The sequence below is a fragment of the Psychroflexus torquis ATCC 700755 genome, assembly GCF_000153485.2.
In the GTDB taxonomy this organism is placed as follows: Bacteria; Bacteroidota; Bacteroidia; order Flavobacteriales; family Flavobacteriaceae; genus Psychroflexus; species Psychroflexus torquis.
In genome coordinates, this window is the sequence record NC_018721.1 from 670,083 (window position 1) to 685,298 (window position 15,216).

General features: G+C 37.7%; 12 protein-coding genes, 1 tRNA gene and 3 rRNA genes. 6 read left to right on the top strand and 10 right to left on the bottom strand.

Features of this window, described 5'->3' with window-relative positions; all coding sequences use genetic code 11:
* Positions 1–17 precede the first annotated feature (17 nt).
* Complete coding sequence (locus tag P700755_RS02990) at positions 18–2,048, top strand: M3 family metallopeptidase (RefSeq protein ID WP_015023282.1); 2,031 nt, start codon at positions 18–20, stop codon at positions 2,046–2,048.
* Positions 2,049–2,177: 129 nt separating this feature from the next.
* On the opposite strand, the gene rrf is transcribed toward P700755_RS02990, so the two are convergent.
* The 4 genes from rrf to P700755_RS03010 all read right to left on the bottom strand — a co-directional run bounded on the left by rrf (position 2,178) and on the right by P700755_RS03010 (position 7,487).
* A 5S ribosomal RNA gene (gene rrf / locus P700755_RS02995) occupies positions 2,178–2,287 on the bottom strand.
* 138 nt (positions 2,288–2,425) lie between these two features.
* Positions 2,426–5,275 (bottom strand): 23S ribosomal RNA (locus P700755_RS03000).
* A gap of 492 nt (positions 5,276–5,767) precedes the next feature.
* Positions 5,768–5,841: transfer RNA gene (locus P700755_RS03005), tRNA-Ile, on the bottom strand.
* A 122-nt stretch (positions 5,842–5,963) separates the two neighbouring features.
* Positions 5,964–7,487 (bottom strand): 16S ribosomal RNA (locus P700755_RS03010).
* Together the 16S, 23S and 5S rRNA genes with 1 tRNA gene alongside form the textbook arrangement of a ribosomal RNA operon.
* A 568-nt stretch (positions 7,488–8,055) precedes the next feature.
* Between P700755_RS03010 and P700755_RS03015 the strand changes: the two genes are divergently transcribed.
* Together P700755_RS03015 and P700755_RS03020 are read left to right on the top strand one after the other, a co-directional pair.
* Positions 8,056–8,403, top strand: a complete 348-nt coding sequence (locus tag P700755_RS03015) for a DoxX family protein (protein ID WP_015023283.1) — start codon at positions 8,056–8,058, stop codon at positions 8,401–8,403.
* Between the two features lie 2 nt (positions 8,404–8,405).
* Complete coding sequence (locus tag P700755_RS03020) at positions 8,406–8,684, top strand: TIGR03643 family protein (protein WP_015023284.1); 279 nt, start codon at positions 8,406–8,408, stop codon at positions 8,682–8,684.
* On the opposite strand, the gene P700755_RS03025 is transcribed toward P700755_RS03020, so the two are convergent.
* On the bottom strand, positions 8,681–9,448 hold the full coding sequence (locus P700755_RS03025; RefSeq protein WP_015023285.1) for a S1/P1 nuclease: 768 nt from the start codon (positions 9,446–9,448) through the stop codon (positions 8,681–8,683). The two genes, P700755_RS03020 and P700755_RS03025, sit on opposite strands and share 4 nt — an antisense overlap.
* 161 nt (positions 9,449–9,609) lie before the next feature.
* On the opposite strand from P700755_RS03025, the gene P700755_RS03030 reads away from it, so the two are divergent.
* The 3 genes from P700755_RS03030 to P700755_RS03040 are packed head-to-tail and all read left to right on the top strand — an operon-like array spanning position 9,610 to position 12,496.
* Positions 9,610–10,416, top strand: a complete 807-nt coding sequence (locus tag P700755_RS03030; RefSeq protein WP_015023286.1) for a Cof-type HAD-IIB family hydrolase — start codon at positions 9,610–9,612, stop codon at positions 10,414–10,416.
* A gap of 49 nt (positions 10,417–10,465) precedes the next feature.
* On the top strand, positions 10,466–11,731 hold the full coding sequence (locus P700755_RS03035) for a DUF819 family protein (protein WP_015023287.1): 1,266 nt from the start codon (positions 10,466–10,468) through the stop codon (positions 11,729–11,731).
* Between the two features lie 12 nt (positions 11,732–11,743).
* Positions 11,744–12,496 carry a DUF4369 domain-containing protein gene (locus P700755_RS03040; protein WP_015023288.1) on the top strand — a complete coding sequence of 251 codons (753 nt, stop codon included), beginning with the start codon at positions 11,744–11,746 and terminating at the stop codon, positions 12,494–12,496.
* Between the two features lie 26 nt (positions 12,497–12,522).
* Here the strand turns inward: P700755_RS03040 and P700755_RS03045 are convergent, their stop codons facing one another.
* The 5 genes from P700755_RS03045 to idi are packed head-to-tail and all read right to left on the bottom strand — an operon-like array spanning position 12,523 to position 15,209.
* Positions 12,523–12,789, bottom strand: coding sequence for a hypothetical protein (locus P700755_RS03045; protein WP_015023289.1), 267 nt, complete (start codon positions 12,787–12,789; stop codon positions 12,523–12,525).
* A 44-nt stretch (positions 12,790–12,833) separates the two neighbouring features.
* Complete coding sequence (locus tag P700755_RS03050) at positions 12,834–13,802, bottom strand: type I phosphomannose isomerase catalytic subunit (RefSeq protein WP_015023290.1); 969 nt, start codon at positions 13,800–13,802, stop codon at positions 12,834–12,836.
* The gene (locus tag P700755_RS03055; RefSeq protein ID WP_015023291.1) at positions 13,802–14,257 is read right to left on the bottom strand and encodes a peroxiredoxin; all 456 of its coding nucleotides are present in this window, start codon (positions 14,255–14,257) and stop codon (positions 13,802–13,804) included. The genes P700755_RS03050 and P700755_RS03055 overlap by 1 nt, the downstream gene beginning before the upstream one ends.
* Before the next feature lies 1 nt (position 14,258).
* A complete protein-coding gene (locus tag P700755_RS03060; protein ID WP_015023292.1) occupies positions 14,259–14,669 on the bottom strand; it encodes a 6-pyruvoyl trahydropterin synthase family protein in 411 nt (136 codons plus the stop codon).
* A 9-nt stretch (positions 14,670–14,678) separates the two neighbouring features.
* Positions 14,679–15,209 (bottom strand): isopentenyl-diphosphate Delta-isomerase, encoded by a 531-nt coding sequence (gene idi, locus P700755_RS03065; protein ID WP_015023293.1) that lies wholly within the window; start codon positions 15,207–15,209, stop codon positions 14,679–14,681.
* Positions 15,210–15,216: the final 7 nt, after the last annotated feature.

Here is a 15,216-nt window from a genome sequence, read left to right on the forward strand (position 1 = left end):
AAAAATAGTAAGTATTTATGGATCAAAACCCTTTATTACAAACATTCGATCACCCCCCATTTTTTAAAATAGAAAACTCGCATTTCAAACCTGCTTTTGAAAAGAGTTTAAAAGAAGCTAGAACTGAAATAAATACTATAGTTGACACTATTGAAGCACCAACTTTTTCAAATACAATTGAAGCTTTGGAGTTTTCAGGTCAAAAGCTAGGTAGAATTTCAAGTATTTTTTTTAATTTAAATTCTGCTGAAACAAATACAGAGATACAAAAACTCGCTCAAGAGATTTCTCCTCTTTTAAGTGAATTCAGTAATGATATATTATTGAATGCAGACTTATTTAAAAAGATAAAATCTGTTTTTAAGGATAAATCCAACGAAGATTATTCTCAAGAACAAATTATGCTTCTTGAAAAGATCTATAAGAATTTTACCAGAAATGGAGCGAATTTAAATCAAAATGATCAGAATCGCCTAAGAGAGATCGATATGGAGTTATCTAGATCTTCACTAAGTTTTGGTGAAAATGTTTTAGCAGAAACTAATAATTTCGAACTACAGATTAAAGATAAAAGTGAGCTTGATGGAATTCCCGATGATATAAAGGAATCTGCGAAAAATTTGGCTGAAGAAAAACAAAAAGAAGGCTATATTTTTACCTTAGATTTTCCGACTTTCATCCCGGTGATGAAATTTGCAGAAAACAGGGAACTTAGAAAGAAACTACTACTTGGATTTGGATCTAAAGGTTTTAAGGATAATGACTATAATAACGAGGAAAATGTTCTCAACATAGTTAGACTTAGACTAGATAGAGCAAACCTTCTTGGTTATAAATCTCATGCTGATTTTGTACTTCAAGAACGCATGGCTAAAACGGTGGATACAGTTCACACTTTTTTAGATAATATTCTAGAAAAAGCGATGCCTTCCGCCGTAAAAGAGTTGGAAGAATTAAAAGCTTTTGCATTTGAAATTGATAGTATTAAGGATTTTAAAAAATGGGATAAAGCCTATTATACCGAAAAACTCAAACAAAAGAAGTTTGACTTAAATGAAGAGGTTCTGAAACCCTATTTTGAATTAAATAGAGTTATAGGAGGAATGTTTGAAGTGGCATCTAAATTATATCATTTAACTTTTAAAGAAGTAAGTGACTTAGAGACCTATCATGAAGATGTCATCACTTATAAAGTTTATGATGAAACCAATACATATTTAGCAACATTATATGCCGATTTTCATCCTAGAGCAGGAAAAAGAGATGGTGCTTGGATGACAATTTATAAAGATCAGTACAAACTTAATAAAAAGGAGGAAAGACCTCAGGTTTCTATCGTCTGTAATTTCACTAAACCCACTAAAACTAAACCCTCTTTACTAACTTTTAATGAAGTGACAACCCTTTTTCATGAGTTTGGACATGCTTTACATGCCATGAACGCGAATACAACTTATCCTTCATTATCCGGAGCTTCTGTCTATTGGGATTTCGTAGAACTACCTAGTCAACTCATGGAAAATTGGTGCTACGAAAGTGAAGCTCTAAAACTCTTTGCGAGACATTACCAAACTGATGAAATTCTACCTACTAAATATATTGAAAAAATAAAGGAATCCTCTAATTTCATGGAGGGTTTACAAACGACAAGACAAGTTAGTTTTGGCAAATTAGATTTGGCATGGCATGCTCTGGAAAGCATGAATTCCATAGAAAAGGTAAAAGATACGGAAGATTTGGCTTTTAAAAATATTGAGTTATTGCCAGATATTGAAAGCACATGTATGAGTACAGCTTTTGGCCATATTTTTCAAGGAGGCTATAGCTCTGGTTATTATTCATATAAATGGGCTGAAGTTTTGGATGCAGATGCTTTCGAATATTTTAAAGAAAAAGGTATATTTAATAATGAAGTTGCAAAAAAATTCAGGGACAATGTTCTTCAGCTAGGAGGAACGGTTGAACCAATGGCTTTGTATAAGCAGTTCAGAGGTAAAGAACCAAATCCTGATGCCTTGTTAAAAAGAGCAGGACTCATTAAGAGCTAGACTGATAAATTAGAACAGTAAATACCCTTAAGTAATAAAGTTACTTAAGGGTATTTTTTTGTTTCAAACATAAACTTTAATAAACAAAAAAAACCCTTCATTACGTTAAGTAATGAAGGGTTTAGTATAAGAAGGCGGCGACCTACTCTTCCACAAGTATGCAGTACCATCGGCGCAAACGGGCTTAACTTCTCTGTTCGGAATGGGAAGAGGTGAGCCCCGTTGCTATAACCACCTTAAATCATTAAAGTTAATTGAGTACGTCTCAATCACCTTTATAAGTAGTCCCAGCTCGTGCGGGAATTCTAATATCGTGACATAGTTAAAGATATATAACAAGATCTTAAGTAAGGATAAAATAAACTAATAATCGTCTCATAGATAAGCTATATGGATAATTAGTATCACTTGGCTATGACATTACTGCCTTTACACCTGTGACCTATCAACCCCATCGTCTTTGGGGATCCTTTAAAGAAATCTCATCTTGTGGTGGGTTTCGCGCTTATATGCTTTCAGCGCTTATCCCTTCCAAACGTAGCTACTCTGCTATGCTCCTGGCGGAACAACAGATACACCAGAGGTTTGTCCAACTCGGTCCTCTCGTACTAGAGTCAGATCCACGCAAATTTCTAACGCCCACTGTAGATAGAGACCGAACTGTCTCACGACGTTCTGAACCCAGCTCGCGTGCCACTTTAATGGGCGAACAGCCCAACCCTTGGGACCTTCTCCAGCCCCAGGATGTGACGAGCCGACATCGAGGTGCCAAACCCCCCCGTCGATGTGAGCTCTTGGGGGAGATCAGCCTGTTATCCCCGGAGTACCTTTTATCCTTTGAGCGATAGCCCTTCCATGCGGAACTACCGGATCACTATGCTCTACTTTCGTACCTGATCGACTTGTAGGTCTCTCAGTCAAGCTCCCTTATGCCATTGCACTCTACGCACGGTTACCAGCGTGCTGAGGGAACCTTTAGAAGCCTCCGTTACTCTTTTGGAGGCGACCACCCCAGTCAAACTACCCACCAAATAATGTCCCCCAACTTAAGTCGGGGTTAGGCTTCAAACAAGTAAAGGGTGGTATTTCAACAATGACTCCACTGCCCCTAGCGAGGCCGCTTCAATGTCTCCCACCTATCCTACACATCACTTATCCAAAGTCAATATTAAGCTATAGTAAAGGTTCACGGGGTCTTTTCGTCCCACAGCGGGTAATCGGCATCTTCACCGATACTACAATTTCACCGAGGTCATGGCTGAGACAGTGTCCAGATCGTTGCACCATTCGTGCAGGTCGGAACTTACCCGACAAGGAATTTCGCTACCTTAGGACCGTTATAGTTACGGCCGCCGTTTACTGGGGCTTCAATTCAATGCTTCGCCGCAAAGCTAACATCTCCTCTTAACCTTCCAGCACCGGGCAGGTGTCAGGCCCTATACTGCATCTCTCGATTTAGCAGAGCCCTGTGTTTTTGATAAACAGTCGCCTGGACCTCTTCACTGCGGCCCTCACTCAAAAGTGAGGGCGACCCTTCTCCCGAAGTTACGGGCCCATTTTGCCTAGTTCCTTAGCCATGAATCTCTCGAGCACCTTAGATTTCTCATCCCAACTACCTGTGTCGGTTTACGGTACGGGCTGCTTTAATTGATTTTCTTGGAAGAACGGCCTCTAGATTATCACCGCCACCGTAGCTTTGGTGTACTATCTCTACCTTACAGTAGATTCAACGTGCAATTCCGTCTGCACGCACTAGATTTCCTTCTCCGTCTCGTTTAATTTAAAGCAGGTAGCAGAATATTAACTGCTTGTCCATCGACTACCCCTTTCGGGTTCGCCTTAGGCCCCGACTAACCCTCAGCTGATTAGCATAGCTGAGGAATCCTTGGTCTTTCGGTGTGCGGGTTTCTCGCCCGCATTATCGTTACTTATGCCTACATTTTCTTTTCTAAACGCTCCAGCATACCTTACAGTACACCTTCTGCGCTGTTTAGAATGCTCCCCTACCTCTCACAAATCTAATTGTAAGAGCATAGCTTCGGTAATATACTTATGCCCGATTATTATCCATGCCTGACCGCTCGACTAGTGAGCTGTTACGCACTCTTTAAATGAATGGCTGCTTCCAAGCCAACATCCTAGCTGTCTAAGCAGTCTGACCGCGTTTGTTCAACTTAGTATATATTTTGGGACCTTAGCTGATGCTCTGGGTTCTTTCCCTCTCGGACATGGACCTTAGCACCCATGCCCTCACTGATTAAAAACATTTTATAGCATTCGGAGTTTGTCAGGAATTGGTAGGCGGTGAAGCCCCCGCATCCAATCAGTAGCTCTACCTCTATAAAACTATTTAATCGCTGCACCTAAATGCATTTCGGGGAGTACGAGCTATTTCCGAGTTTGATTGGCCTTTCACCCCTACCCTCAGGTCATCCCAAGACTTTTCAACGTCAACGGGTTCGGTCCTCCACTATGTGTTACCACAGCTTCAACCTGCCCAAGGGTAGATCACACGGTTTCGCGTCTACCACAGCTAACTTAGTCGCCCTATTCAGACTCGCTTTCGCTGCGGATCCATAACTGAATTATTTATCCTTGCTAACGGTGGTAACTCGTAGGCTCATTATGCAAAGGCACGCCGTCATCCCTAATAAATTAAGGACTCCGACCGCTTGTAAGCGTATGGTTTCAGGGTCTATTTCACTCCTTTATTCAAGGTTCTTTTCACCTTTCCCTCACGGTACTGGTTCACTATCGGTCTCTCAGTAGTATTTAGCCTTACCGGATGGTCCCGGCTGATTCATGCAAGGTTTCTCGTGCCCCGCACTACTCAGGATACTACTACATCATTAATATCTTACCCCTACAGGCCTGTCACCTTCTATGGACACTCTTTCCAAAGTATTCGGGTTCATTATTAATGACGATATCGTAGTCCTACAACCCCAGTACTGCCGTAACAGTACTGGTTTGGGCTGTTTCACGTTCGCTCGCCGCTACTAGCAAAATCACTATTGTTTTCTCTTCCTCCGGCTAATTAGATGTTTCAGTTCACCGGGTTCGCTTTCCTTGCGGAATACTATACCTTCAGTATAGTGGGTTGCCCCATTCGGATATCTGCGGATCAATTCATATGTGCTAATCCCCGCAGCTTTTCGCAGCTTGTCACGTCCTTCGTCGCCTCTGAGAGCCTAGGCATCCCCCATACGCCCTTAATAAGCTTATCTATTCGATAATTATTTATTTATTTTACTCTAAAGTACTCTTACTCCTTAATTAAAAGAAATAATAATTCTCTTACTCTCGTATTCTTATATATCTTCAATATGTCAATGAACTTTCAACCCCTTATCAGTCTCCCGAAGGTGACAAATAAAAACCATTTACATAAAGTAGATGGTGGAGTATTGTTGTAATATCTAAAACCAATTAGATACTACTTGTTTTATATTATAAGTGGGTGTCTATTGTCTTCATGACTGTTTACATTACATGCATACTGTCAATATGAATAAATAATAATCTCAGATAAACTCCCTTCGACTTAGTAGTCTCAGGCAACTCCCTTCGATACGCTCTTTTTATAAAAAAAGTAGCTACTCAGGATAAACTTCTCGTCTTCCCTCGACTTAAGTAGTCTCAGGCAACTCCCTTCGATATGCTCCTTTTAAAAAAAAAGAGCTACTCAGGATAAACTTCTCGTCTTCCCTCGACTTAAGTAGTCTCAGGCAGACTCGAACTGCCGACCTCTACATTATCAGTGTAGCGCTCTAACCAGCTGAGCTATGAGACTGTAGACCTTATAATAATATTAAATTGACAACTAGAAACATCAAAAGCAACTTTACTACTAAAGTCTTAATGATTCCCTTTAAAAAAGCATCTATTACATTTTATCAAATGCAATACTCTAAAAAAGGAGGTATTCCAGCCGCACCTTCCGGTACGGCTACCTTGTTACGACTTAGCCCCAGTTACTAGTTTTACCCTAGGCGGCTCCTTGCGGCGACCGACTTCAGGTACCCCCAGCTTCCATGGCTTGACGGGCGGTGTGTACAAGGCCCGGGAACGTATTCACCGCATCATGGCTGATATGCGATTACTAGCGATTCCAGCTTCACGCAGTCGAGTTGCAGACTGCGATCCGAACTGTGATAGGGTTTGTAGATTCGCTCCTGGTCACCCAGTGGCTGCTCTCTGTCCCTACCATTGTAGCACGTGTGTAGCCCAGGACGTAAGGGCCGTGATGATTTGACGTCATCCCCACCTTCCTCACAGTTTACACTGGCAGTATGTCTAGAGTCCCCATCTTTACATGCTGGTAACTAAACAAAGGGGTTGCGCTCGTTATAGGACTTAACCTGACACCTCACGGCACGAGCTGACGACAACCATGCAGCACCTTGCAATTTGTCCGAAGAAAAAGATGTTTCCACCCCTGTCAAACTGCATTTAAGCCCTGGTAAGGTTCCTCGCGTATCATCGAATTAAACCACATGCTCCACCGCTTGTGCGGGCCCCCGTCAATTCCTTTGAGTTTCATTCTTGCGAACGTACTCCCCAGGTGGGTTACTTATCACTTTCGCTTAGCCACTCAGACCGCAATTAGTCCGAACAGCTAGTAACCATCGTTTACGGCGTAGACTACCAGGGTATCTAATCCTGTTCGCTACCTACGCTTTCGTCCATCAGCGTCAGTGAATTGTTAGTGATCTGCCTTCGCAATCGGTATTCTGAGTAATATCTATGCATTTCACCGCTACACTACTCATTCTAACCACTTCACAAGCACTCAAGAACAACAGTATCAATGGCAATTTTACGGTTGAGCCGCAAACTTTCACCACTGACTGATTGTCCCGCCTACGGACCCTTTAAACCCAATGATTCCGGATAACGCTTGGATCCTCCGTATTACCGCGGCTGCTGGCACGGAGTTAGCCGATCCTTATTCCTACAGTACCGTCAACAGTTCACACGTGAACCTTTTTCTTCCTGTATAAAAGCAGTTTACAACCCATAGGGCAGTCTTCCTGCACGCGGCATGGCTGGATCAGGATTGCTCCCATTGTCCAATATTCCTCACTGCTGCCTCCCGTAGGAGTCTGGTCCGTGTCTCAGTACCAGTGTGGGGGATCTCCCTCTCAGGACCCCTACCTATCGTAGCCATGGTAAGCCGTTACCTTACCATCAAGCTAATAGGACGCATACTCATCTATTACCGTAATCTTTAATTATCAATTGATGCCAATCGATAATACTATAAAATATTAATCCAAATTTCTCTGGGCTATCTCTTAGTAATAGGTAGATTGTATACGCGTTACGCACCCGTGCGCCGGTCGTCATCTGTAGCAAGCTACAATGTTACCCCTCGACTTGCATGTGTTAAGCCTGCCGCTAGCGTTCATCCTGAGCCAGGATCAAACTCTTCATCGTTAAATCTTATATATCTTAACGCTTTTCTTAAATTCGACTCTTACATCTTATTCTCAGGAATCAACTCTAATATTAGAGTATAATCTTAATGTTTCTAATTCTACAAGTAATCTCTTACCTGTATTGTCAATTCAATATGTCAATGAACTTTTAATTCTTGTTGTTTAAATCATATCCAAATGATTTTAAACTCGTATGCTTCTCTAAGCGGTTGCAAAACTAATACTTATTTTTAAACTGGCAAGGCGTTTTGAAGAAAAAAATTAAACTTTATTTTAAAGAACTTTATAAACTAAATCAAAATCAATTCTACAAACCCTATAACCCAATTTGTATTACCCTGCCCCTCTGTGTGTCTCTTACACCTCGATTAGCGGAGTGCAAAACTACAACCTTTTTTCCCTTCTAACCTAATCAATAATGCGATTTCTTTTCATTAAAATTCTATGCGGTGGTAAAGGACTGGTAATCAAAAGTATTAGCCGAAAATAAATTATCAAAATGTGAAAGAACACCTAAATAATTTAAAGACTCATGTAAAACTCAATAATATTTATACTTTGCTACTATGAATTGGGATTTAATTTTGATGGGCGTTATGTATAGTTTTGCAGGGACTATGCATTTTATAAAGCCAAAGACTTATTTAAAAGTCATGCCTAGATTTTTTAAAGCAAAAACGTTTCTTGTATATCTTTCAGGCGCCATTGAAATCATATTGGGTATTGGACTATTTTTTCAAAATACAAGGAGCTTGGCTGCTACAGGAATCATTCTAATACTCATAGCGTTTTTAAGCGTTCACTTTAATATGCTTAGAGGTGAAAAATATGCTATGGGAATCCCAAAATGGATACTATTACTTAGAATACCACTTCAATTTGTATTAATTTGGTGGGCTTACCTATATATATAATTATGGATAAAGAATTTACAGAAATAGAACTTGACAGAATTATAGAAATGGCTTGGGAGGATAGGACTCCTTTTGAAGCTATAGAATTTCAGTTCGGGGTTACAGAAGCTCAAGTCATTAAAATCATGCAAAAAGAAATGAAACCCTCAAGCTTTAAAATGTGGAGAAAAAGGGTTCAAGGAAGATCTACAAAACATAGAAAACTCAGTGATAATTCTATGAAAAAATTTAAATCTTCAAGACAAAAGCAAATTACTCACAACAAAATCTCAAAACGTTAAGCATAGATGTCATTCAGTATCACTGCCAATCTTATTCCCGCTTTATTAATCTGCATCTTAAGTACATCAAACCATTCATACATATATCTATAACTTAGATTTTCGTTAGCTGACGCAGAGCTATAAACCTCTCTTGTCAATTCCCTGTTTTCTTCAACCCAATCTAACAAAGATCCAGATTTAATGCTTTTTACTTCTTCCCTATTAAGTTTAGGCAAATTATCAGCTAATTCGCTGTAACTCATAGTATAACTTTCAATCATTTGCGTATCCCAAACCCTATGCATATTAGTAGGTTGGTTAAACCATTTTACTTTAAAATCATTAGCCCCCCTATCTTCTTTAAGACCGAAATGCAAGGGTTGGTGCATATCACCAACTAAGTGAATGAGCATTTTCAAGTAAAACTGCTCTTCTTTTTCATTTAGAACACCTGCTTTAAGTTTTTCTATACACTCTTGAATACCAAAAACAATATCCCCTTCAGGATTCTTTTCAGTTTCAGCATACGTTTTATCAAAAGGAATGTTGGCGTAGTGCCAAGGTTTATACTTGTCGTATTCATCGTCACTTTTAATTTCATCCGCGTAAGTCGAAGCATCTGCTAGCGACTGGCCGTTTAAAATTCGATCGATTTTATTTTTAACTTTGGATTTAAGATAACGTTCTGCAGTTTCTCCAACGGATCGGTGACCATTTTGTCCCCAATCATTAGAAGCTAATACCGATTGTGATAAAATTAAAAAAACGAGTATAATTTTCATTTTGACTTTTTATTTCAAATATATATGTAATAGTTTTAAGTGAGTATTAAATTTTCAGATAAATCCTCCATTAAAGGTGAAACATAATTAATAGGTAAATAGTAGAGATTTACATTATAAACTCTTTAATTTGGGGAGTAATAAATTCAACCTAAAAGACCATGATAAAACTTATATGTAGCGACATCGATGGCACCTTGTTGAATACTGAACGAGAGATTTCCAGAAAAACTAAGATTGAATTTCATAAATTAAAGCACAAACTACCTATCATTCTTATATCCTCCAGAATGCCCTCTGCGATGAAACATTTACAAAGAGAGCTAGGCATTGAGAAGTTGCCTTTAGTGGCCTATAATGGTGGATTAATACTGGTTGATAACGAAGTAAAACAAAGCACAACCCTATCTTTTGAACTGGTTAAAGAGATCATTGGGCTAAATAAAGATAGCTTACATTTAAGTTTATTTCAAAAAGACAAATGGTACGCGCCTGAGCAAGACCAATGGACACAAAGGGAAATCAATAATACTAAAGTCAATCCTGAAATAAAGAACAATACTGAAGTGCTCGATCTCTGGGAACCCCTGCAAACTGGTGCTCACAAAATCATGTGTATGGGAGACCCTTCGTTAATTAATGATTTCTATACAGTATTATCCAATAAATTTCCAAATGACTTACACCTTTACCGGTCTAAGGATACCTATATAGAAATAGCTCCTAAGCAAATCTCAAAACGCTCTGCTATTGAATTTTTAATTTCCTCTGAATACAAATTTGAGTTCTCTCAAGTCATGAGTTTTGGTGATAATTACAATGACATTGAGATGCTACAAGCTTCTGGTCTTGGCCTTGCTGTTGGAAATGCTAAAGAAGAAGTTAAAGCAATAGCCGATAAGATCATAGGTAATGCTAAGAAAAATGGAGTTGCAGAGTTTTTATCTCATTATTTTAAAACGCAATAAAGTCATACAATTGCTAATAATTTTTACTTTTACCCCTTAAAATTTTAAGATGGATAAAACACCACTATTTACTAACGACGCTGTTGTTCTTGGAGTACTCATGCTCTCCCTCGGTTTTATATTCTACAGTTCAAATTTAAAAAGTGGATTTTGGAGTCAGTTTTATAAAGTGGTTCCAGCAGTGTTAATGTGTTATCTTATTCCAGCTATTTTTAATTCTCTAGGAATTATAAGTGATTCGTCGTCTAATTTATATTTCGTAGCCAGCCGCTATTTTCTTCCAGCCTCCTTAGTATTAATGACCTTAAGCATAGACTTAAAAGCCATTAAAAATCTAGGATATAAAGCATTGGTTATGTTTGCTACTGGCACGGTTGGGATTGTTATTGGAGGACCCATTGCGATTTTGTTGATTTCTCTATTTTCTCCAGAAACTGTTGGTGGAGCTGGTCCAGATGCGGTTTGGAGAGGCTTATCTACTCTTGCTGGAAGCTGGATTGGAGGTGGAGCCAACCAAGCGGCAATGCTAGAAATTTTCAAATATAATCCTGAAAAGTATGGAGGTATGGTTTTGGTAGATATTGTTGTCGCAAATCTATGGCTCGCTATCATACTATTAGGAATAGGAAAGTCTGATAAAATCGATAAATGGCTCAATGCTGATAATACAGCCATTGAAGACTTAAAAGAAAAAATGTCTTCTTATACAAAAAGTGTCTCTAGAAAACCAGAGCTTAAGGATTATATGATAATGCTAGGTATTGCATTTACCGCTGTAGGATTTTCACATTGGGCATCTGATTATATCTCAGATTTTCTAATTTCTAATTTTGAAATATTTAATGATAAAACCTCTTCCCTAGCTTCCTTTACCTCTACATTTTTCTGGATGATTACCATTGCCACGGCTTTTGGAGTTGGCTTATCCTTTACAAAAGCCAAATCATACGAAGGAACCGGCGCAAGTCAACTAGGCAGTGTTTTTATTTATTTCTTAGTCGCAACCATAGGTATGAAAATGGACTTAACTACTATTTTTGAAAATCCAGGCCTTATTTTGATAGGTATTGTGTGGATGTCTATTCACGCAGGCTTACTCATCTTAGTTGCCAAACTCATCAAAGCGCCCTACTTTTTCTTAGCTGTTGGAAGTCAAGCTAATGTTGGAGGTGCAGCAACTGCACCCATAGTTGCCTCTGCATTTCATCCTTCATTAACCAGTGTTGGAGTTCTTCTCGCCGTATTTGGATATATTGTAGGAACTTACGCAGCTATAGGCTGTACGATCTTAATGGAAATTTCATCTAATCTTTAAATATAAGTACCAATGAAACATTTTTTACCAATTTTACTCATCGCCTTTTTAGTTAGCTCCTGTGAGAATGAAAAAAGCAACTTGATAATTACTGGCCAAATAGCTGGTCTAAAAAAAGGAACCCTATACTTACAGAAATTTGGAGATACTAGTTTAGTCAATATAGATTCTGTTCAAGTTGAAGGCTCATCAGATTTTAGTTTCACAACTTATATCGATGAACCGCAAATTATGTTTATTGAGCTAGACAGAAATGATGGAGATGACTATGCAGATCTCATCAATTTTTTCGCTGAGCCAGGAGAATTGAGGTTGATGACTTCTTTAAAAAATTATGGAATTGATTTAGAAATCACATCTAATTTTGAGAATCAGAAAAAGCTTGAAGAATATAATGAAGTGATTAAACAGTTTAACAACCAAAGGCTAGACCTTATAGAAGCTAACTTTGAAGCTAGCAAGTCTCAAAATGAAGAAAAACTAGACAGTTTGAACAAGAGATTCAATTCTATACTGAAAAGAAAATATTTATATACCGTCAATTTTGCGCTAAATAATAAGAACTTGGAAGTTTCTCCTTATGTTTTACTATCAGAAGCTTTTGATGCTAACATAAAATATTTGGATACTGTCTACACTGCTTTAGACAAACCTATAAGAAAGTCACTCTATGGTAAAAAACTAGACGAGTTGATTAAAGAAAGGAAGAAAAATGATAAAGAAAGTGTAGAAACTGAAGTTATTGAAGAAGTCTACGAAGAGTAATTCAATAACCTCAGTGATAAAAACAATTAAAGGTTGTTGAGTCTTTCTATAAACTCATCAGCCTTTTTATTTATATTTCCTTTGACAGACTTCAAATGCTTGGCTCTATCTTCAGAATCTCTTTTGTTAATTTGTTCGATAATATTATCAAATTCTGAAATAATATCGTCAACAAGCTCTTCAGTTTTGATACTAGAATCTTTTGAGTCCGCTTCTTGATTGATAAGTGCTCCGTCGATAATTTCACCGAAGCGATTGTTTAAGTCTTTTTTAAGTTCCTTTTTACTAGCCATTTTTATAAAAATTTAATTTCGGCAAAAGTAAACTAATTTTAATATTAAATACTGATTTCTAAAAGTTTGGTTCCTGAAGATTTAAATTCGATTTTTTTAATACACGCAGGAAGCAAAATGGTCTCCATTGGAAATAACACAAATAAGTTTTTATCATGAGTCAGCTCGGCGATTTGAGTCCCTACATTCATATAGATAACAAAGGAATCTACTGAGGAATAATCTAAAGTGATTCGCTGATTGATTTCTAAAAAATTAGTTTTGAAGTAAGGAGAATCAACGAGAGAAACTTTAGAGTTGAATATAGAATCGTACTCAATTTTATAATCTGAATTAACTTGAAAATCAATAGCGTCTAAAGCGAGGTCTGTATGTAATTCTCTAGAACGGCCTTGTTTATCCACTCTGAGCCAATCATAGAGCCTGTAGGTGACATCAGAGGTTTGTTGAATCTCAGCCAGTGTAACTCCGGCTCCTATAGCGTGAACTAAACCAGGTTTTATAAAAAAAACCTCTCCTTCCTCAACTTTTATTTTATTCAAAACATCTTCTAATTGTCCTTTAGCCAAGATATCCTTGTATCTATCAATTGTGATAGATTCTTTAAAACCGACAATAAGCTCAGCATTTGACTCAGCTTCTGTGATATACCACATTTCTGTTTTCCCAAAACTATTATGTCGCTTTTTAGCTAAAGTGTCACTTGGATGAAGTTGAACCGATAAGTTTTCTTGGGCTTCTATGAATTTTATAAGAATAGGAAACTCGCCATTGAATTTTTCAAAAACAGTTTCTCCCACCAATTCAGTTTTAAATTCAGAAATTAATTGATTTAAAGTCTTACCTGCTAAGGCTCCATTTTGGACAATCGATATATCACCTTCAACACCGCTTATTTCCCAACTTTCACCAATTTGCTTTTGAGAAAGATCACCCTTATATTTACACTTTAATTTATTACCTCCCCAAATTTTCTCTTTAAGAATTGGTTTAAATTTAAGAGGGTAGAGCATCAATTGATTTTTTTAATGGCCTTAAGCGCTTTTTTCATGTGCTGGGAAGCATCGAGGCTGTTGAATTTAAAAATCAATTTTCCTTGAGCGTCAATTACAAAGGTTTCTCGACCTGGCACTAATCCTAGTAAGCTTTTTTTGATTCCAAACTTCTTTCTCACTTTTCCAGTGCTATCTGCCAACAAAATAAAAGGGAGGTTGTATTTTGCTGTAAATTTGGCGTGAGATTTTTCAGAATCGCCACTAATACCTACCACCTCTGCTCCTATTTCTTTAAAGTCTTCGTAACTATCTCTAAAACTGCAAGCCTCCTTGGTACACCCAGGAGTAAAATTCTTTGGGTAGAAGTAAATAACTACTGGTTTCTTACCAATGACATCATCGGAATTGAAAACAATACCGTTCTGGTCATTTAGTTGGAAACTAGGTATAGAATCTCCTTTTTCAATAGACATATTATTCTCCTTTATAGGTTACAAAATTTCTTGGAGTTTCGTATAAGGTCACTTCAAGGTCATGGTTCTTATTTAATTTGGTCTTTAGTTTGTTCCAAATTACTACTGAAATATTTTCGGCGGTCGGATTTAAGTCTTTAAACTCTGGAACTTGTTCATTCAAGTTTTTATGATCAAAGGCATCTTCTACTTCAGTTTTTATCATGTCTTTAAGCACCTTTATGTCGATAACATAGCCCGTTTCAGGGTCTATATCACCTGTTACCGAAGCTATCAATTCGTAATTATGACCGTGAAAATGGGGATTATTACATTTCCCAAAAACTTTGTTGTTTTTTTCAAAATCCCAATCTTTTCTATAGAGTCTATGCGCAGCATTAAAATGCGCTTTGCGGTGAACTGTTACTTTCATAAGTTTAATTTAAGATTTTACCATTTCACTTTTGTGCTTTTCAAAAATAATTTTGAACCACTCTGTGTATAGGTTTGGATTCTTATTTATATCATTTTCAATATCATCTAGACTCATCCATTTCCAATCGTGGACTTCATCTGGATTGGGTAGAGGATCATTTTGATATTCCCCCACTAAAATGTAATCGAACTCATGTTCTGTTAAACCATTTTCGAAAGGGGCTTTGTAAATAAACGAAATGGTTTCTTTGAGCTCTGTAGAAAATCCCATTTCTTCATGTAAACGCCGCTTCCCAGCTTCAATATTAGATTCCTCTAGCCTTTGATGACTACAACATGTATTGGTCCATAAACCAGGAGTATGGTACTTGGTTAAAGCTCTTTGTTGGAGCATCAATTCATTTTTAGAATTATATATAAAAACTGAAAAAGCTCTATGAAGTTTTGCTTTTTCATGAGCTTCAATTTTCTCCATAGTTCCTAGCGGATTATCTTTTTCATCGACTAGGATGACATAGTTTTCATTTCTATTTTCCATATCTCAA